Below are 17,857 nucleotides of genomic sequence, written 5' to 3'. Positions count from 1 at the left end.
GTCTAGGCGAGCCGCACCCGCAGTTCGGCGTACCCGGGGACCAGGACGCGGCGGGCCGGGCGGCGGGAGGCGATGCGGTACGGGCGCCCGCCGGACAGCAGCGTCGCCAGCATCCGCGCCACCTGGACGCGCGCCACGGCGGCGCCGAGGCAGAGGTGCCGTCCGCCGCCGAACCACAGCTGCCGCGTCTCGGGAACGTAATCGCGGTGGACGTCGAACGGCCCGGCGCCGTTGGTCGCCCGGTAGGTGAGCAGCAGGACGCGGTCGCCGGCGCGGAGCCGCCGCCCGCCGACGGCCGTGTCGCGGGACACGTGCCGTCCGATCACCGGCGCCGGGGTGGCGACGCGCAGGCCCTCGCGCACCGCGTTGTCCATGAGGGCCGGTTCGGCCAGCAGTGCCCGGTGCGCTCCGGTGTCGTGCAGCAGCGCCGCGGTCCGGACGGTCCCGGACGCGCCGGTCTCCGTCCCGGCGATCACCAGCAGGGTCGCGAGGCCGCGGCTGAGCGGCAGGCCGAGGCCCATCTCGCGGCAGCGGCCGAGGAGGGTGCCGGTCCCGGCCGTCCGGTAGGCGTGCGGGACGGCGGCGGTGAGCCCGTCCACGATCGTGCGGGCGCGGGCGAGGACCGCCGGGTCGAGGCCGGTGGAGGCGGTGGTGCCCATCGCCAGCCGCGCGAGGCGCTCCCCGGCGGCGAAGACCTCCCGGTACGCGGCGTCGGGCCGGTCGGCGGGCAGGCCGAGCAGGTCGGCGACCATGCGTCCGGCCAGGACGCGGGCGGCGCCGGCCACGTCCACGCTCGCCCCGGCGGCGAGCCGGGCGGCGAGCGCGGCGTGCGTCGGCCCCTGGGAGCGTTCCACCAGCGTCCGGGCGGCGTCCTCGGTGAACAGGTCGCGGGCGCGGGTGCGGATCTCCGCGTGCCGGGCGCCGCCGAAGAACTGCGCCATCTCGTCCCCGAACAGCTGCGTCCACAGGTGCCCGACGCCGCCCTCGCCGTTCATGGAGAAGCCGGCGTGGTCGTTGAGGACGTGCCGCGCCAGGACGGGGTCGGTCACCACCCACCCGAGCCGGGGGACGCGCGTGATGGGGCCGGTGTGGCGGGCCGCCTCCAGGAGGGCGAACAGGGCGGGGTTCGCGGCCCACAGCAGCCGGGCCTCGTGCCGCGCCGCGATATCGATCTTCGTGCTGGTCACCCGGCGATTCTGCCGGTCGGGTGGATCACGGCAAAAACGCCATACTGCTCATATCGGCTAAGTGGCGGTACTCACGGCGAACCGGGTACAACGCCCGCCCCGGGATGCGTAGGGTCTCCCTGACCGGGAGCGCCCGGGGCGGCGAGGCTGGCCGCACACCGAGCCCGAGGAACCGGGGGAGCCCCAGCCCATGAGAGCCCGAATCACCGCCGTCGCCGCGCACCTGCCCGAGCGGACGGTCAGCAGCGCCGAGGTCGAGGCCCGCGTCGCGGCCGAGAGCCCCGGCTACCGGCCGCATCCGACGATCGTCGAGCGGATGACCGGGATCCGCGCCCGGCACGTCATGGGCGACGGCGAGCAGGCGTCCGACCTGGCCGTGGCCGCCGCCCGCCGCGTCCTCGCCGAGCGCGCGACCGCCCCCGCGGGCCTCGATCTGCTGATCTTCGGGTCGGCGTCGCAGGACCTCGTCGAGCCCGCGACCGCGCACATCGTCGCCGCCAAGCTCGGCGCGGCCTGCCCGGTCTTCGACGTCAAGAACGCCTGCAACAGCTTCCTCAACGGGCTGCAGATGGCGGACGCGCTGATCCGCACCGGGCAGCACGAGCGCGTCCTGGTCTGCACGGGGGAGAGCCCGTCCCGCGCGATCCGGTGGAGCGTCCGCGACCGCGCCCAGTTCGTGGACGCGTTCGCCGGCTACACGCTCTCCGACGGCGGCGCCGCGATGCTCGTCGAGGCCGCCCCGGACGGCGGGATCTTCTACCGCGACTTCGCGGCCGTCTCCAGCGCCTGGCGGGTCGGGACGCTCCCGGGCGGCGGCTCGATGCACCCGCGCGACCCCGAGTTCACCTACTTCAGCGGGGACGGGCGGCGCCTCAAGGACGCGTTCGTCGCCAACGGACCCGATATCTTCACGACCGCGCTGAGTAAGACCGGCCTGACCTGGGACGACTTCGCGGTCATCGCCGTCCACCAGGTGACGCTGCCGTATCTGGAGGTGCTGCGGTCGATCCTCGGCGTCCCGTCCGACCGGCTGGTCGTGACGTTGCCGGAGCACGGGAACGTCGCGTCCGCGAGCCTCCCGCTCCAGATCGCGACCGCGCTCGGCGAGGGCCGCTGCCGCCCCGGCGACAGGGTCGCGCTGATCGGCCTCGCGGGCGGGGTCAGCCTCGGTGTCATGTTCGCGGAGCTCTGATGATGCGGCTGTGGGTCGTCGTCCCCGCCTATGACGAGGAACGCTCGATCGGCGCCACGCTGCGCCGCCTCGCCGACCAGACCGATACCGGGTTCTCGCTGGTCGTCGTCGACAACGGCAGCACCGACGGGACGGCCACGGTGGTCAAGGAGTTCGCCGCCGGGCACCCGGGGCTCGACGTCCGGATCGTCCACGAGCCGGAGAAGGGGACCGGGGCCGCCGCCGACACCGGCGTCCGGCACGCGATCGGCGCCGGCGCCACGCACGTCGCCCGCACCGACGCCGACTGCCTCCCGCACCGCGGCTGGATCGCGGCGGTGAGGCGGGCGTTCGGCGACGGGCTGGAGATGGTGTCGGGGCCGCTGCTGCCGCGCACCGACGAGTTCCCGCTGAAGTTCTGGGAGCGGCGCCTGCTGCCCGCGGTCATCGGCATCGCCGCGCTGTTCGGACGGTTCCGTCCCGGCAACCAGGACCCGCTGTACCTCGGCCCGTACGTGATGATGCCGGGCTGCAACCTCGCGATCACGGCCGACCTGTACGAACGGGCCGGCGGCTTCCCGCGCACGCGCATCGAGGACGTCCACGAGGACCGCGCGCTCGTCAACCGCGTCCGGTACGTGACCGACGCCTACGGGCTGCGCAAGGACGTCGCCGTGTACGGGTCGGTGCGCCGGCTGCGCGCGTTCGGCCTGGTGAGGACGCTCGGCTGGTACGCCGACCACCGCTACAAGCCCGACGTCGTGGACATCCGGTGAACTGGGAGGAGCGGCTCTACCTGACCGCGCACCCGTTCGCGTATCCGCTGCTGCGCGGGGTCGCCCGGCGCGGGCCGATCGTGCGGGTGCCCAAGGTCGGGGTGGTCGTCAACGACGCCGCTCTGGCCCGCGAGGTCCTGATGGACGGCGAGACGTTCCGCAAGGACGGGCCCGGCTCGCCCGGCGACCTGTGGACGCCCGTGCTGGGGCCGTCCGTCCTGCTCAACATGGAGGGGGACGCGCACCGGGCCCTCCGGCGGCGGCTGACCGACCTGTTCGTCCCGTCCTGTACCGAGGCGCTGTGCGGGCGCGTGCTGGCCGAGCCGCTCGCGGGGCTGACCGGCCGGCTTGCACGCGGCGCCGCGCTCGACCTCGTGGACGCGGCGCGGGTCATGTCCGGGACCGTGATCGGCGAGGTCATCGGGCTGGAGGGCGGAACCGAGGCCGCCTACCGCGACCTGTTCGAGCAGGGCGAGCGGATCGTGTCGATGGTGTCGCTGCGGACGCGCCGGCTGTCCCCGGCCCAGGCGCGGCGGGCGCGCGAGGTGCTCGGCCCGCTCGGCGACATCGCGGCGAAGTCCTACCTGGCCGGGGACGAGTCGACGGTCATGGGCCGGATGCGGGCCCTCGGCCTGTCCGAGGACGAGGCGCGCGGCGCGGCCGGGGCGTTCTTCCTGACCGGCACCGAGACCGTCGCCACGCTGCTGCCCCGCCTGATCGCCCTGCTGCACGACCACGGGCAGTCCTCTCGCGTCGCGGACGATCCCGCGCTGCTCGACCGGGCCATCGAGGAGGCCATGCGGGTCACGACCCCGACGCCGGTCATGCTGCGCAGCGTGCACCGTCCCGCCGCGGTCGGGGGCGTCGCGATCCGGCCCGGCGAGCGGGTGCTGATCGCCACGCACAACTGCTGCCGCGCGTACGGGCCCTTCGACCTGGACCGCCCGCACCCGCCCGAGCTGCGGCGCCTGTGGTTCGGCGCGGGGCCGCACTTCTGCATCGGGTATCCGCTGGCGATGGCGCAGATCCGCCTGGTCGCCCGGACGCTCCTGGCCGCCGGGCCGCTCGTGATCACTCGACGGGCCGCCGCCCGGAACGTCCTGATCCCGACGTACCGGTACCTGGACGTCCGTTCGGAGGTGGCGGCATGACGCTCGTGCGGCGGCTCCTCGACCAGGCGGCACGGACACCCGAGGCCGTCGCGCTCATCTCCGGGAAGGGGACCGAACTCACCTACGGCGAACTGCGCCGGCAGGTGCTCGCCGTCCGGCACGGGCTGCTGTCCGGCGGGCTCGCCGCGGGGGACGGCGTGCTGTTCTCGGTGCGTCCTTCGCCGGAGTCGCTCGTCCTGGCGCTGGGCGTGGTCGCGGCCGGGGGAGTGGTCGTCTTCGCCGATCCGGGGGCCGGCCCCGAGATGTTCACCGCGCGGCTGCGGCTGGCGCGCCCGCACTGGTCGGCCGCCGAATCGGTGCTGTACGCGGGGAGCCGGCTGCGGCCCGTCCGGGCGTACGCGCGGCGGCGCGGGCTGCTCCTGCCGAACCTCGGCGAGCTGCGGATCCCGGGCGAGGAACCGATGCGGCACATCCACGTCGGCCGCCGGCTGCCCGGGGTGCCGCGCGGATCCATCGCGTTCCCGGACCTGGTCCGCGGGGACGCCCCGGAGCCCGCCGATGAGCCCGACCCGGGCGCGCCCGCCGCCGTGATCTTCACGTCGGGGACGACGGCGGACCCGCGCGCGGTCGTCCACACGCAGGCGTCGCTCGCCGCGGCGCTCGACCTGTTCCGGTCCCGGCTGCCGCTCGGGCCGGGCGACGTCGTCCACACCGACCAGCTGATGCTCGGGCTGCCGACGCTGATCTCGGGCGCCCGCTGGTCGATGCCGCCGCTGTTCTGCCCGCCCGCCGGGTTCGCGCGGCTGATGCGCGAGCGGGAGGCCACGCACACGTTCTGCGTCCCCGTGCACCTCGCCGAGATCCTGGACGCGTGCGGCGAGTTGCCGCCGTCCGTCCGGTACGTGCTGCTCGGCGCGGCGCCGGCGCCCCCGGCGATCCTCCGGCGCGCGACCGCCGCCGCCCCGTCCGCCGAGGTCCTGTCGGTGTACGCGATGACGGAGATCCTGCCGGTCGCGATCGCGTCGGCGCGGGAGAAGCTCGCGCACGGCGCGTCCGGCGACCTGCTCGGCGCGCCGCTGCCCGGCGTCGGGGCCCGGCTCGCCGCCGACGGCGAACTGCTGCTCTCCGGGCCCAGCCTCTGCCGCGGCTACCTCGGCGCCGACCCGCTCGCCGAACTGCCGACCGGGGACCTCGCGCGGCTGGACGACGGCCGCCTCGTCCTCGTGGGCCGCAAGAAGGACATGCTGATCCGCGGTAAGTTCAACCTCTACCCCGGCCTGTACGAGCCGTCGATCGCAGCCCTTCCGGACGTGGCCGAAGCCGCCATCGTGGGCGTGCCCGACGCGGAGACGGGCGACGAGGAGGTCGTCCTGGCGGTCGTCGGCCCCGCCGACCTTCCCGCGAGGCTCCGTCGCTCCCTTCCGGACGTCATCGACCACGACGCGCTCCCGGACCGCATCGTCGTCGTGGACGAGCTGCCGCGCTCCGGCCGCACCCGCAAGCTCGACCGCGACCTGCTCCGCGAGCTGGTGACGCCATGAGGATCGCGGTGACCGGCGCCTCGGGGTTCGTCGGCGGCGCGGTGTGCCGCACGCTCGCGTCCGAGGGCGTCACGACGTTCGCGTTCGGCCGCCGTCCGGCCCTCGCGCCCAAGCACGTGGGCGGCGCGGTCTACCGGTCATGGGATCTGACGCGCGGGCCGCTCGCCGACCCGCCGCGCGTCGACGCGGTCGTCCACTGCGCGGGCAGCGTCACCGACTGGGGCCGGGCCGCCGACCTGTTCGCCGCCAACCTCACCGGTACGCGCAGCGCCCTGGCCGCTTTCCCGGGGGCCCGGTTCGTGCATGTCAGCACGGCCAGCGTGTACGACCCGTTCCGTCCGAGCGTCATGGCCCGCGAGGACGAGGCCCCGGTGGAGCGCTACATGAACGCCTACGGCGCCTCCAAGGCGGCCGCCGAGCGCCTGGCACTGGACCGGGGCGCGATCATCCTGCGTCCGCACGCCGTCTACGGGCCCGGTGACACGACGCTCCTGCCGCGCGTCCTGTCGGCGGTGCGCGGCCCGCTCCTCCCCGCGGTCGGGACGGGACGCCAGCGCGTCAGCCTGACCTCGATCGGCAACCTCGTCCGGGCCTGCGTCCTGGCCGCGACCGGCCCGGTGGCCTCGGGCGTCTTCAACATCGCGGACGCGGCGCCGGTCACGATCGACGACGCGTTCCGGGAGATCCTTCGCGAGCGCGGCATCCGGGCGCGTCCCGTCTACGTCCCGGTCCGCGCCGCCCGTCCGCTCGCCGCCGTCGCGGAAGGGCTGTTCCTCCTGGCCCGCCGCCCCGAGCCCCCGCGGATCACCCGCTACGCGATCAGCCACCTCGCGCTGGAACGCACCCTCGACATCACCGCCGCCCGCGAGGTCCTCGGGTACGACCCGGCCCCGACGTCCTTCGCCGGGGCCGCCCGCTGGTGATCGTCAACCCAGGGTTGACGATCGAGGATCGTCAACCTATGGTTGACGCATGACCGAACCCACCCAGCCGGTCGGACAGGTCCGCCTGGACGACCTGATCACCGCCATCAAGAAGGTCCACACCGACGCGCTGGAGCAGCTGACCAGCGCGGTCCTCGCCGCCGAGCACCTCGGCGAGGTCGCCGACCACCTCATCGGCCACTTCGTCGACCAGGCCCGGCGCTCCGGCGCCTCCTGGACCGACATCGGCAGCAGCATGGGCGTCACCAAGCAGGCGGCCCAGAAACGATTCGTCCCGAAGGCCGCGGGGGCCGACATCGACCCGGCCCAGGCCTTCTCCCGGTACACCGTCCGCGCCCGCAACGTCGTCGTCGCGTCGCAGAACGAGGCCCGCGCCGCCGGCAGCGCCGAGATCACCCCCGCCCACCTCGTCCTCGGCCTGCTCTCCGAACCCGAGGCGTTCGCGGCCAAGGTCATCACCGGGCAGGACGTCCTGCTGGACACCGTCCGCCAGGCCGCCACCGCCGCGCTGCCGCCGGAGTCCGCCGACCTCCCGGCGCTCATCCCCTTCGACCAGGACGCCAAGAAGGCCCTCGAACTGACCTTCCGCGAGGCCCTCCGCCTCGGCCACAACTACATCGGCACCGAGCACATCCTGCTCGCCCTCCTCGAACACGAGAACGGCACCGGCATCCTCTCCGAGTCCGGCATCGACAAGGCCACCGCCGAGGCGAACATCACCGAGGCGCTGAACGCCATCGTCCAAGGGCAGAAGGAGTGACCCGATGAGTTCCGGGTCCGGCCGCGGTCCACCCCTGCATGGAGAAGTTCATCAAGGCCAACGGGGTGGAGCTGTGCGCCGAGACGTTCGGCGACGCCGCCGGGCCGCCGATCCTGCTGATCGGCAACACCATGCTCACCTGGCCCGACGACCTCTGCGAGCGGCTCGCCGCCCTGCGGAGGTTCGTCGTGCGCTACGACCTGCGCGACACCGGGCGGTCCACGTCCGCCGACCCCGAGGCACCCGGCTACACGCTGCGCGACCTCGTCGAGGACGCCGCGGGCGTCCTCGACGCCCACGACCTGCCGGCCGCGCACGTCGCCGGGTTCGGGCCCGGCGGCTGGATCGCCCAGCTCCTCGCCCTGGACCACCCAGGCCGCGTCACGACCCTGACCCTCGTCGCCACGAGGCCCACGGCGCCCGGCCCGAGCGACGAGGACCTCCCCGAACACGCGCCCGAGCTGATGGCGCACATCATGAACCCGCCCGAGGTCGACTGGACGGACCGCGCGTCCGTGACCGCCTTCATGCTGGAGAGCGCCCGCCACCTCGCCGGCCCGGCGTTCGACGAGGCCGAGGCCCGCGCGAGCATCGAACGTATCTACGACCGCACCCCGATCGGCACCGACCCGGGCAAGGCGCACCGCGCGAACCAGATGGCGACGGCCTTCGCGGCCATGGACTCCGGCGACCGCTGGCGCGAGCGGCTCCCGGCCGTCACCGCGCCGACCCTCGTCGTCCACGGCGAGGACGACCCCTTCTTCCCGCTCGGCAACGGCCGGGCGCTGGCCGCCGAGATCCCCGGCGCCGAACTCCTCACGCTGCCCGCCACCGGGAGCGAACTGCCCCGCCGGACCTGGGACACGGTCGTCCCCGCGCTGCTGCGCCACACGTCCTGAGCCGGCCCGGCCCGAGCGAGGACGCCCGGCCGGCGGCCAGCGGCCCGCCGCCGGGCGTCCCGGACCGGACGGTCAGCCGACCCTGAAGGCGCCGGTCGGGGAGACGTGCGCGCCGTAGCCGGGGGCGATGAAATTGAACGGCGGCGGGACGGGGAATGCGCAGAACGGGTCGGTGAAGAAGAGCAGCCGCCCGCCGCTGTGATTGGCGATCACGTGCGCGCCCGGAGGCAGGGATTGGCAGCGGGCCGAGGCCGGGAATTCCACGAGCCTGGTTCCGGCCCAGGCGACCTGGGTGCCTTCGGACACGAAGACGACGATCTTTCCGTCCGGGGCGGCGGCCCGCTCCCGGGCGTTCGCCGGTGCGGCCGCGGAGGTGAGCAGAGCCGCTGCGAGGGCGGTGGCGGCGGCGAGGGCGGTGGTCGGGCGTGCGTGAATGGGCATGCCGCTCCTTGCGTGACGGGGGTGGGAACGGGGCGTTGATGCCCGCCGCGTCTCACGCTGTAACACTGAGCAAGCATCCTGTAACTGTTTGTGGTTACTTTCGGTTCGGCATCGGTCTCTGACGTGCGCCTTTGTGTCGCGGCAATGATCAAGGCGACAGACCGTCATTGACTGGTGACAGTGAGTCAAATTAGCTTGGCTCGCTGTCGGATCACGGGTTCCGCGTGCCGTCCGACGGGATTCCCCACGCGCACGGGAAAGGGCCTTGACCCAGTGATGCTGCATACTCTCATCGTCGGAATGGGCAGGTCAGGCCAGGGATTGCACCTGCCGGCGCTGGCCAGGGTGCGTGCCGCGGCGCCCGGCCTGATGGCCCGGACGCCGATCCTCGCCGTCGACCCGTTCCGCGCGCCCGCCGAGGTCCCGGGCGTGGTGGCGGCCGGGTCGCTGGAGGAGGCGGCGCGGCTGCGCCCCCCGTCCCGGACCGTGGTGCACCTCTGCACGCCCCCCGGCACCCGCGCGAGCGTCCTGGCCCGCCTCGCCGCGCTCGGCTACCGCAAGATCATCGTGGAGAAGCCGCTGGCCGTGGACCTGACCGGGCTGGTGGACATGGCCCGGATCCGGCGCGGCTCCGACCTGGACGTCACCGTCGCCACGCACTGGCTCGACAGCGCGCTCACGCGGCGGCTGCACGCGGCGGTGCGCGCAGGGCGGCACGGGGAGCTCCGGCGCATCGACGTGATCCAGAACAAGCCCCGGTTCACCCGCAGCACCGCGGTCCACGACCATCCGACCGCGTTCGACGTCGAGCTGCCGCACGCGCTCGCCGTCGTGCTCAGCCTCGCGGGCCGCGCGCGGGTCGCCGGCGCCTCGTGGGAGGACATGGTCTTCGGGCGGTCGAGGGTCCCGCGCCTCGGCCGCGCCCGGCTGCGGCTGAACCATGTCGCAGGCGTCCGCACCGAGATCGACTCGGACCTGACCTCGCCGGTCCGCGAGCGGCGCATCACCCTGGAGTTCGACCGGGCGGTCCTCGTCGGCCACTACCCCTGCAGCGAGGCCGACAGCACCGCGCAGTTGCGCGTCGTCGGTACCGGCGGCGAGGTGACGCGGAGCGTGTTCACCGACGACGCGTTCGCGGCGTTCCTGCGCGGCGCCTACGCCCGTTACGCGGGTCCGGTGTCCCGCATGCACAGGACGCTGCCGGTGCAGGTCGACGCCGTCCGGCTGCTCGCCGAGGCCAAGCGCCTGTGCGCCTTCCAGGGGGCAGGCGCGCTCCAGCGAGAGGAGGTCCGGGGTGGCGCTCGCTGAGGGTGTGCCGCAGGTCCGCCTCGCCGGGCTCGGAGACGAGGCGGCACCGGATCTCGCGGGGCAGATCGACGCGGTCGCGGAGCTGGGCTGGAACCGGCTGGAGCTGCGGACCATCGGCGGCACGCCCGTCGCGGCCCTGGACGAGGACGCGTTCCGCCGGGCGGCCGGGCATCTGGAGCGCGCCGGCACGGCCGTGGCGGCCGTCGCCTCCAAGATCGGCGACTGGTCGCGCCCGGTCACCGGGGACTTCGCCGACGACGTGCGGGAGCTGGAGGTCCTCGCCCGCCGGTGCGCCGTGCTGGGCGCCCCGCTGGTGCGGGTCATGTCGTACCCGCACGGCGGCCTGGACGAGCCCGAGTGGGGCCGCCGCGTCCGCGCGCGCCTGCGCGAGCTGGCGCGGCGCGCCGAGGACCATGGGCTGGTGCTGGCGCACGAGAACTGCGCCGGGTGGGCGGGCGAGCGCGCCGACCGGATGCTGGACCTGGTCGCCGGTATCGGCAGCCCGGCGCTGCGGCTCCTGTTCGACATCGGCAACGGGGTGGCGCACGGGTATCCGCCGCTGCCGATGCTCCGCGAAATCGTGCCTCATGTGGTGCACGTCCATGTGAAGGACGCGCGTGCGGGCGCCCGTGGCCAGGTCGTCTTCGTCCCGCCCGGCGAAGGCGAGGCCCGGGTCGCCGAGTGCCTGGACGTCCTGTTCCGGAACGGGTACGGCGGCGTCCTGTCCATCGAGCCGCACGTGAAGCTGCAACCGCACCTGAGATCCGGCACCGGAGACCGGGAGGGGTTCGTCGCCTGCGGGCGGGCACTGGAACGGCTCCTCGCGCGGCCGGCCTGCGCGGCGGGCGGGCGGCGATGACCGGGGGCCGCCTTCCCGCGCCGCTGACCCCCGCCGACCGCGACCTGCTGCTCCGGCTCCTCGACCTGCCGACCGCCGGTCCGCTGGAGGCAGGCCCGGACGCGCCGCCGCCCCGCATCGCCGAGGCGCAGGACGCCTACGCGCGCCACGCCGCCGCGATGGGCCTGCGCGTCGTCCGGCACGCTCCGGCGGAACCGGCCGAGCTGGACTCCGGTCCCGTCCCCGCGACGGTCCGCGAGGCCGTCGCAGACCCGCGGTTCCTCGCCGACCAGCCCAGCCTCGTGCTCCGGCTGGGACCGGACGGCCTGCCCGCCGCCCGCACCGTGATGTTCAACGTGCACCTGGACACCGTCGCGGGGCTGCAACCCGCCCGGTTCGACGGTGAGCGGTTCCACGGGCGCGGCGCGATCGACGCCAAGGGCCCCGCCGTGGCGCTCCTCGCGGGCATCCGCGCCGCGGTTGCGCTTCGTCCCGCGCTGGGACGCGAGGTCGGCGTGCTGGTGCAGGCCGTCGCGGGGGAGGAAGGCGGCGCCATGGGCGTCTTCGGCACGCGCCCCCTCGTCCGGCGCGGATTCACCGGCCGTCTGAACGTCTTCTGCGAACCGACCCGGGGACGCTTCCTGCCGCGCAGCACGGCGGCGATGACCGCGCGCATCGTCGTCGACGGTTCGGACGCCGTGGACGACCGTCCGGGCCGCGGCCACAACGCCACCGTCCTGCTGGGGTTCCTCGCCCAGCAGCTGGGCCGCGCGCTCGATCCGGCGGCGTCCGAGGCGGCGGTCTGCGTGGCGGGCCTGCACACCGGAACGCGGCACAACAAGGTGTACGGCAGCGGCTCCCTCCTGCTGAACTTCGGCTACGCCTCGCCGGAGGCCGCCGGCGAGCTGGAGCGGCGGTTGCGGGACGCGCTGGACGAGGGCCTCAAAGAATTCGCCGCGGCCTTCGCCGGCACGGCGCTGTTCGGCCGTACCGCCGCCGACGCATGCGCCATCACCCGCCTTGAGTGGTGCAAGCACGGGCTGCCCGTGCTGGACGACCGCGACGCGTGGGGCCACGCGCTGCTGCGAGACCGTGCGGGAATCCCGCCGTGGCCCGCCGCCGAGCCCCCCTTCACCTGCGACGCCATCTGGATGTCGCAGGTCCCCGGCGCCTGCACCGTCGTGCTCGGCCCCGGGGACCTCGCCGCCAACAACGCCCACGCCGACGGAGAGTTCGCCGAGGCCGGAGACCTGGCGGACTTCGCCGCGGCCGTCGCCCGCCTCCTCATCGCCTTCACCGACGAGCACAGCACCGACGAGCACAGCACCGACGAGCACAGCACCGACGAGCACAGCACCTATGACAGGAAGGGACCCGTGTGACCCCGTCCTCCCGAACATCGCTCCAGGACCCCGCGCCACCGCTCCCGAGCGCCGCAGCCCCGCCCGCGGTCCGGGTGGGCTATACCGATCTGCTCCGCTTCGCCGCGGACGTGTTCGCCTCGCTCGGAACGCCGCCCGAACGGGCGCGGGCGGCGGCGCGGGCGCTGTGCTACGGCGACCTCAAAGCCTGCGGGCTCGGCGCCCAGGCCGCCCAGCACGTGATCAAACGGGTCGTGGACGCCTACACCACCCTCCGGGCCGGCATCCGCAACGGCAACCTGGGAGGCCCGGCGTCCAAGCGTCGCCGTAAGGCCGAGGCCAAGCCGATCGTGTTCCGCGCCGACGCCGCGCACACTTTCGACGATCGATGTTTGTCGTGGCAGTTGGACGCGGGCACCGTCAGCATCTGGACGGTGGCCGGACGATGCAAGAACCTGCGGTTCGCCTGCTCGCCCGACCAGGCCAAGACACTGTCCGCGCACCGCAAGGGCGAATCGGATCTGGTCCGCCGGGACGGGAAATGGTTCCTGCTCGCCACCTGCGACGTCCCCGAACCCCCGGTGTACGAGCCGGTCGATTGGGTGGGGGTGGACCGCGGCATCGTCAACCTGGCCACCACCTTCGACGGTGACAACCATCAGGGCCGCCGCCTGGACCGGTACCGGCGCTGGCAGGCCCGCAAACGGGCCGAACTCCAGGCCAAGCGCACCCGGGCGGCCGTCCGGCTGCTGAAGAAGCGGGCCCGCCGGGAGGCCCGGCACGCCACGCATGTCAACCACTCGATCGCTAAGCAGGTCGTTGCCGTCGCGGCACGCACCGGACGCGGCATCGCACTCGAAGAGCTGAGTGGGATCCGCGGACGGGTCACGGTTCCTCGCGACCAGCGGGCACGCCTGTCCTCTTGGCTCTTCCATCAGTTGGGTGAGTTCATCGCCTACAAGGCCCGCCTGCACGGGGTGCCGTTCCTGGAGGTGGATCCGGCCTACACCTCGCAGCGCTGTCCGCGCTGCGGCCACAGCGAGCGAGCCAACCGGCGCACTCGGGACCTTTTCTCCTGTCGTTGGTGCGGTCTCGCTGGGCCCGCCGACGTCGTCGCCGGGGTCAACGTGCGCGACCGCGCACGCTCGGCGTGGGTATTCGTCAACATGCCCCAACCAGCCCCCGGATAGCCCGGGGGCCGGTGGATGCGACCCGTGACCGCCCACCTGTAGCGGGCAGTCGGGAGCGTAAACGAAGCCCACAAGGACCGAACGCCGCAAGCTCGGTCCTTCAGGGCGAGTAGTTGACCCGCCAGTTCATGTACCGGCACGCATATGTGGGGCGGTCGAAGGTGGAGCGCGCGGCCGAGTGGGTGCGCGAGTACGACCCGTCCATCGAGGTGCGCGCCGTCGACCGCTGGATCGGCGGCCCGGACGACCTCACCGGCCTCGCCGCGGGCGCCGACGTGATCGTGGGCGGCCTCGACGGCGAGCCGGGGTCGCAACTGTGGATCAACGAGGCCGCGGTGCGGGCGGGCGTCCCGTTCGTCACCGGCGGCATGACCCGCACCCAGCTGCTGTACTGCTCGGTCGACCCGGGCCGGAGCCGGTGCCTGCGCTGCAACGAGGCCGGGATGCCCGGCCCGGACGACCCCGCGGGCGCCGCCGCGCAGCGGCTCGTCCGGTCCCGGCCGTTCACCAACGCGCTCATCGGACCGCTCACCATGCAGGTCGGCTCACTGGTGGCCTACGAGGCGCTGCGGTACCTGACGGGCTTCGAGCCGCCGCGCGCCGCCGGGGCGCACGTCGTCCTCGACCTGGAGACGGGCCTCGTCCCGCGCTGGGAGCCGTTCGCCGAGGACCCGGACTGCCCGGTGTGCGCCGCTACGCCGGCTGCTCGGCGCGGCCCGTCCGCACCAGCCAGCTCAGCATCAGCATGAGGTCCAGCCGGCCGTCCGGCTCGGTGAACCGGCCGCCGGTCACCTCGGTGATGCGGCGCAGCCGGTACCGGACGGTCTGCTCGTGGATGTGCAGCCGCTCCGCCGCGATCACCGCGTTGTCGCCGCACTGCAGGTAGGTCAGCAGCGTCTCGGCGAGCGGCCGGCGGCGGGCCGGCGCCAGCTCCAGCAGCGGCCCGAGGACGGCCGCGGCGGTCGCGCCGACCAGCTCGTCGGCGGCGAGGGTGGCCAGCGCCGCGATGTGGTCCACGCACCGGACCGGGGCGTCGCCCGGCAGCAGGCCCCGCTCCGCCAGCGTCAGCGCGTGCCGGGCCCAGCGCAGCGAGACCGCGCCCTGCCCGATCGGGACGGTCGGCCCGATCGCCGCGGTGCCGAGCCTGCGCAGCGCGGGCCACAGCCGGTCCTGCCCGGGGCCCTCCGGGTCGGGCAGCACCAGGAACGGGATGGGCGCCTCCCAGTCGGCCAGCACGGCGGGCGGCAGGATCCGCGCCCCGGCGGGCGCGCCGGCCGGCAGCGCGACCAGGGCGATGCTCTTCGGCAGCTCCCAGCGGGCCGCGACCGCGAGCTCGGCGATCGCCTCCTGCCCGGGCGGCGGCTCGGCGACCAGCAGGTCGCGGAGCCGGTCGCGGCGGCGCTCCCGCTCGGTCGCCAGCTGCCCCTGCTCGCGGGCGTACCCCTGCGCGGCGGCGTCGGCGACCCGCGCCAGCAGCAGGAACAGCGAGTCCGTCAGCCGGCCCAGCGTCTCCCGGGACCAGCCGAGCCGGTAGGCGTCCTTGATGAACCGGCGGCATGCGACCTGGCTGCTCACCCGCATCGCGTTCTGCAGGGCGGCGAGGCTCCGGCCGTGCCGGGCCTCCTCCTCGCCGAGCCGCATGTACAGCTCGGTGATGTTGCGGGCGTCCGCGTTCGGGTGGTCGACCGAGTCGACGAAGAACGCGACGGTGTCGCTGACCGTCCGCTCGACCCGCCTGGCGTACTCGCCGCCGTCGGCGCCCGCGTACTCGGGCACCTGGTCGCGGATCTCCCGCTCCATCTCGTCGACGGCGGCCTGGAGGTGCTGCCGCAGCACGTCCGGCAGCTCGGCGGGCATCGGCCCTTCGGTCATCCGGTGTCCGATCTGCGGGGGTTAGGGGGCTCTGTGGCGAATCGGCCTCACCCTAGGCAAGAAAGTGAACGCTGTCATCACCCGCCCCCGGCGCACCGCGGCGCCGGCCGTGCGGGTCGGGACCGTCCGGGTCAGGACCGTCCGGGTCAGGACCGTGCGGGCTGGGGCGCGGCGGGCGCGGGGGCGCTCCTCCGGCGGGCCGTCAGGCGGCGTCCGAGGTTCTGGGCCGGGCGTTCGACGTAGCGGTGCGCCAGGGCCGCCGCGACGAGGACGGCCGCGAGCAGCGCCGCCCCCCACGCGGCCCGGACCGCGACCGGGAGCTGCCAGGTGTCCGGCCCGGCGGCGTGCCAGATCGCCTGGACGACCAGCGGGTGCAGCAGGTAGACCGAGTAGCTGACCAGGCCGAGCCAGACGAGGAACCGGGGCATGGGCCGGTACCGCAGCGCGAGGCCGCCCAGGAACGTCAGCCACGCGGCGGCCACGGCGATGGACCAGTCCCGGCCGAGCGGGTTCGGGTTGGCGTGCAGGGCCCACGTGGTCGGGGTGCGCATGCCGGCCGCCAGCGTCAGCAGCGCGACGACCGCGACCATCGCGGCGGCGGGCCACAGGCGGAGCCTGCCGTCCTGGATGCCGCGGATCGCCGTCCCGGCGAACATGGTGGCGATGATGCACAGGCTCTCGATGGCGCCGATGCGGCTGTCGAGGACGAGCAGGGTCAGGGCGAGGACCGCGACGACCGCGACCCCCGTCCGGCGCACCGCGCGCTGCCGGCTCACCATCGCGGCGAGGCCGGCGGCGAGGATCAGCGCGGCGGCGAGGATCGTCCCGCCCGGCCAGCGGGAGGCCAGCAGCCCGGACGGCAGCGCCACGCCCAGGATCGCCGCGCCCACGCCGAACCCCAGCGCCACCCGCGCGCTGGACCGGTGGACGCCGGCTACGAACATCGCCGTCACGAGCAGGTAGAAGACCATCTCGTACGACAGCGTCCAGAAGACGTTGACGACGTTCGGCACGCCCAGCAGGTCTTGCAGCATCGTCAGATGGGCGAGGGTGGACGCCCAGGGCCGGTCGGTGAGGCCGCCCGGCAGCCCGTACGACAGGCCGGCGAAACCGAGCGCGAGCGCGAGCACGGCGGACACGAGCCACGCCGGGTACAGCCGGAAGAACCGCCCGACCCAGAACTGCCGGACGCTGCCGCGCCGCTCCAGCGAGAACGGCACCACGTAGCCGCTGACGAGGAAGAAGACGAACACCCCGTACCGGCCGAAGTCGAACCACGGGCTGGCCGTGCGGCGGACCTCGGGGAGCAGGACGTCAAGGGAATGCTCGAACACCACCACCATGGCGGCCAGCCCGCGCAGGGCGTCCAGCCAGCTCATCCGGGGCGCCCTCGCCGGGGGAGCGCCGGTCTTCGTGTCCGGGGGCGTCAGGGTGTTCGTCGGCATTCCGGCCACCATAGGGGCCGAACCGTTACCGTTTCTAACGACTGAATGAGATTTCCCTTGGAAAACGCCCGTCCGGCTGACTCAGCGTGACGGTACCGGAACGCCCGATGACCGGCGAGAGCAGGGCCGCCGTCCGGTCGGCGCGGCGAACCGGAGGGGGCCGCCGGGCCGGGATGGTGTGATCAAGCCCACATGCCCGGATCGGGGTCAGCGGACTCCCACGACCCCGTACACGATCGGATCGCCGGCCGCGCCGCCGGCGCCGAGCGGCGTCACGCCCGGCGGCAGCGGGCGGAACGGGCCGAGCAGCCGTGCGATCTCGGCGCCGTCCCGCGGATGGACCGGCACGGTGCTCGCCTCCCGGTAGAGGCGCGCGGCCTCGGCGACCGCGGCGGGCGCGAAGTCCGCGGTGAGGTGCGAGACGACGAGGGCGCTGCCCGGCGGGGCCGTCCCCGCGAGGCCGGCGACGAGGTCGCCCGCGCCGGGCAGGAAGTGCAGGACGGAGGAGAACACCAGCGCCACCGGCTCGGCCGGGTCGATCAGGCGGCGCACCTCGGCGCTGCCCAGGATCGCGTCCGGGGCGCGGAGGTCGGCCTGCAGCGCCGCGATGTTGCCCCCGTCGATGAGCAGCGCGCGGGCGTGCGCGATGACCAGCGGGTCGTGGTCGACGTAGACGACGCGGGTGCCGCCGGTGTGCCGGGCCGCCATCTGGTGCAGGTTGTCGGCCCTCGGCAGCCCGCAGCCGAGGTCGATGAACTGCCGGACGCCGCGCCGGGCGAGCAGCCGGACGGCGCCGGCGAGGAAGCCGCGGGCGGTGCGGGCGCCGTCGGCCGCCTGCGGGAGGACGCGCAGGATCCGCTGCGCGAGGTCGCGGTCGGCCGCGTAGTTGTCCTTGCCGCCCAGAAGGTAGTCGTGGACGCGCGCCGGCCCCGGCCTGTGCAGGGCGAGCGGGGCCTCCGGCGCCCTCGTGCCGGGCATGGCCATGGTCGGTCACCTATCGCCTTCACCAGAG

The 17,857-nt window shown here is 74.4% G+C and carries 17 protein-coding genes; 12 read left to right on the top strand and 5 right to left on the bottom strand.

The features are described 5' to 3' along the window. Window positions 1–2: 2 nt before the first annotated feature. Window positions 3–1,187, bottom strand: coding sequence for a cytochrome P450 (locus tag E1293_RS10755; protein WP_243716148.1), 1,185 nt, complete (start codon window positions 1,185–1,187; stop codon window positions 3–5). 190 nt (window positions 1,188–1,377) lie between these two features. On the opposite strand from E1293_RS10755, the gene E1293_RS10750 reads away from it, so the two are divergent. The 7 genes from E1293_RS10750 to E1293_RS10720 are packed head-to-tail and all read left to right on the top strand — an operon-like array spanning window position 1,378 to window position 8,390. Beyond that, window positions 1,378–2,379 carry a 3-oxoacyl-ACP synthase III family protein gene (locus tag E1293_RS10750; RefSeq protein WP_132196484.1) on the top strand — a complete coding sequence of 334 codons (1,002 nt, stop codon included), beginning with the start codon at window positions 1,378–1,380 and terminating at the stop codon, window positions 2,377–2,379. Continuing rightward, window positions 2,379–3,134 carry a glycosyltransferase family 2 protein gene (locus tag E1293_RS10745; RefSeq protein ID WP_243716147.1) on the top strand — a complete coding sequence of 252 codons (756 nt, stop codon included), beginning with the start codon at window positions 2,379–2,381 and terminating at the stop codon, window positions 3,132–3,134. Before E1293_RS10750 ends, E1293_RS10745 begins: the two co-directional genes overlap by 1 nt. After that, window positions 3,131–4,285 carry a cytochrome P450 gene (locus E1293_RS10740; protein ID WP_132196482.1) on the top strand — a complete coding sequence of 385 codons (1,155 nt, stop codon included), beginning with the start codon at window positions 3,131–3,133 and terminating at the stop codon, window positions 4,283–4,285. The genes E1293_RS10745 and E1293_RS10740 overlap by 4 nt, the downstream gene beginning before the upstream one ends. After that, a complete protein-coding gene (locus tag E1293_RS10735; RefSeq protein WP_132196480.1) occupies window positions 4,282–5,787 on the top strand; it encodes a class I adenylate-forming enzyme family protein in 1,506 nt (501 codons plus the stop codon). The genes E1293_RS10740 and E1293_RS10735 overlap by 4 nt, the downstream gene beginning before the upstream one ends. Next, window positions 5,784–6,710 (top strand): NAD-dependent epimerase/dehydratase family protein, encoded by a 927-nt coding sequence (locus tag E1293_RS10730; RefSeq protein WP_132196478.1) that lies wholly within the window; start codon window positions 5,784–5,786, stop codon window positions 6,708–6,710. The genes E1293_RS10735 and E1293_RS10730 overlap by 4 nt, the downstream gene beginning before the upstream one ends. Window positions 6,711–6,759: 49 nt before the next feature. Beyond that, entirely contained in the window at window positions 6,760–7,491 is a 732-nt protein-coding gene (locus tag E1293_RS10725; RefSeq protein WP_132196476.1) for a Clp protease N-terminal domain-containing protein, read from the top strand. Window positions 7,492–7,529: 38 nt separating this feature from the next. Next, window positions 7,530–8,390 (top strand): alpha/beta fold hydrolase, encoded by an 861-nt coding sequence (locus E1293_RS10720; RefSeq protein WP_132196474.1) that lies wholly within the window; start codon window positions 7,530–7,532, stop codon window positions 8,388–8,390. A 72-nt stretch (window positions 8,391–8,462) separates the two neighbouring features. Here E1293_RS10720 and E1293_RS10715 read toward each other — a convergent pair whose 3' ends face one another. Continuing rightward, complete coding sequence (locus tag E1293_RS10715) at window positions 8,463–8,831, bottom strand: hypothetical protein (protein ID WP_132196472.1); 369 nt, start codon at window positions 8,829–8,831, stop codon at window positions 8,463–8,465. Between the two features lie 276 nt (window positions 8,832–9,107). Between E1293_RS10715 and E1293_RS10710 the strand changes: the two genes are divergently transcribed. The 5 genes from E1293_RS10710 (at window position 9,108) to E1293_RS10690 (ending at window position 14,277) form a co-directional block, all read left to right on the top strand. Continuing rightward, on the top strand, window positions 9,108–10,139 hold the full coding sequence (locus tag E1293_RS10710) for a Gfo/Idh/MocA family oxidoreductase (RefSeq protein ID WP_132196470.1): 1,032 nt from the start codon (window positions 9,108–9,110) through the stop codon (window positions 10,137–10,139). Continuing rightward, window positions 10,126–10,998, top strand: a complete 873-nt coding sequence (locus E1293_RS10705) for a sugar phosphate isomerase/epimerase family protein (RefSeq protein ID WP_207938780.1) — start codon at window positions 10,126–10,128, stop codon at window positions 10,996–10,998. The genes E1293_RS10710 and E1293_RS10705 overlap by 14 nt, the downstream gene beginning before the upstream one ends. After that, entirely contained in the window at window positions 10,995–12,359 is a 1,365-nt protein-coding gene (locus E1293_RS10700; RefSeq protein ID WP_132196468.1) for a M20/M25/M40 family metallo-hydrolase, read from the top strand. Before E1293_RS10705 ends, E1293_RS10700 begins: the two co-directional genes overlap by 4 nt. A 74-nt stretch (window positions 12,360–12,433) precedes the next feature. Continuing rightward, window positions 12,434–13,528, top strand: a complete 1,095-nt coding sequence (locus E1293_RS10695) for an RNA-guided endonuclease InsQ/TnpB family protein (protein WP_207938779.1) — start codon at window positions 12,434–12,436, stop codon at window positions 13,526–13,528. A gap of 113 nt (window positions 13,529–13,641) precedes the next feature. Further along, window positions 13,642–14,277: a HesA/MoeB/ThiF family protein gene (locus E1293_RS10690; protein ID WP_243716145.1), complete on the top strand. Its 636-nt coding sequence runs from the start codon at window positions 13,642–13,644 to the stop codon at window positions 14,275–14,277. Here E1293_RS10690 and E1293_RS10685 read toward each other — a convergent pair. The 3 genes from E1293_RS10685 to E1293_RS10675 all read right to left on the bottom strand — a co-directional run bounded on the left by E1293_RS10685 (window position 14,222) and on the right by E1293_RS10675 (window position 17,829). Further along, a complete protein-coding gene (locus E1293_RS10685; protein ID WP_132196466.1) occupies window positions 14,222–15,400 on the bottom strand; it encodes a PucR family transcriptional regulator in 1,179 nt (392 codons plus the stop codon). The two genes, E1293_RS10690 and E1293_RS10685, sit on opposite strands and share 56 nt — an antisense overlap. 146 nt (window positions 15,401–15,546) lie before the next feature. Continuing rightward, the gene (locus E1293_RS10680; RefSeq protein WP_165978168.1) at window positions 15,547–16,845 is read right to left on the bottom strand and encodes an acyltransferase family protein; all 1,299 of its coding nucleotides are present in this window, start codon (window positions 16,843–16,845) and stop codon (window positions 15,547–15,549) included. 207 nt (window positions 16,846–17,052) lie between these two features. Further along, complete coding sequence (locus E1293_RS10675; RefSeq protein WP_132196462.1) at window positions 17,053–17,829, bottom strand: SAM-dependent methyltransferase; 777 nt, start codon at window positions 17,827–17,829, stop codon at window positions 17,053–17,055. Window positions 17,830–17,857: the final 28 nt, after the last annotated feature.

Origin of the sequence: Actinomadura darangshiensis (assembly GCF_004349235.1) — a bacterium.
GTDB lineage: Bacteria > Actinomycetota > Actinomycetes > Streptosporangiales > Streptosporangiaceae > Spirillospora > Spirillospora darangshiensis.
This window is presented reverse-complemented; position numbering and strand designations above follow the sequence as displayed.

Coding starts and splice junctions, on each gene's coding strand:
- E1293_RS10750 (WP_132196484.1), top strand. CDS start 1,378: ATGAGAGCCCGAATCACCGCCGTCGCCGCGCACCTGCCCGAGCGGACG.
- E1293_RS10745 (WP_243716147.1), top strand. CDS start 2,379: ATGATGCGGCTGTGGGTCGTCGTCCCCGCCTATGACGAGGAACGCTCG.
- E1293_RS10735 (WP_132196480.1), top strand. CDS start 4,282: ATGACGCTCGTGCGGCGGCTCCTCGACCAGGCGGCACGGACACCCGAG.
- E1293_RS10730 (WP_132196478.1), top strand. CDS start 5,784: ATGAGGATCGCGGTGACCGGCGCCTCGGGGTTCGTCGGCGGCGCGGTG.
- E1293_RS10725 (WP_132196476.1), top strand. CDS start 6,760: ATGACCGAACCCACCCAGCCGGTCGGACAGGTCCGCCTGGACGACCTG.
- E1293_RS10720 (WP_132196474.1), top strand. CDS start 7,530: ATGGAGAAGTTCATCAAGGCCAACGGGGTGGAGCTGTGCGCCGAGACG.
- E1293_RS10715 (WP_132196472.1), bottom strand. CDS start 8,831: ATGCCCATTCACGCACGCCCGACCACCGCCCTCGCCGCCGCCACCGCC.
- E1293_RS10710 (WP_132196470.1), top strand. CDS start 9,108: ATGCTGCATACTCTCATCGTCGGAATGGGCAGGTCAGGCCAGGGATTG.
- E1293_RS10700 (WP_132196468.1), top strand. CDS start 10,995: ATGACCGGGGGCCGCCTTCCCGCGCCGCTGACCCCCGCCGACCGCGAC.
- E1293_RS10685 (WP_132196466.1), bottom strand. CDS start 15,400: ATGACCGAAGGGCCGATGCCCGCCGAGCTGCCGGACGTGCTGCGGCAG.
- E1293_RS10680 (WP_165978168.1), bottom strand. CDS start 16,845: ATGCCGACGAACACCCTGACGCCCCCGGACACGAAGACCGGCGCTCCC.
- E1293_RS10675 (WP_132196462.1), bottom strand. CDS start 17,829: ATGGCCATGCCCGGCACGAGGGCGCCGGAGGCCCCGCTCGCCCTGCAC.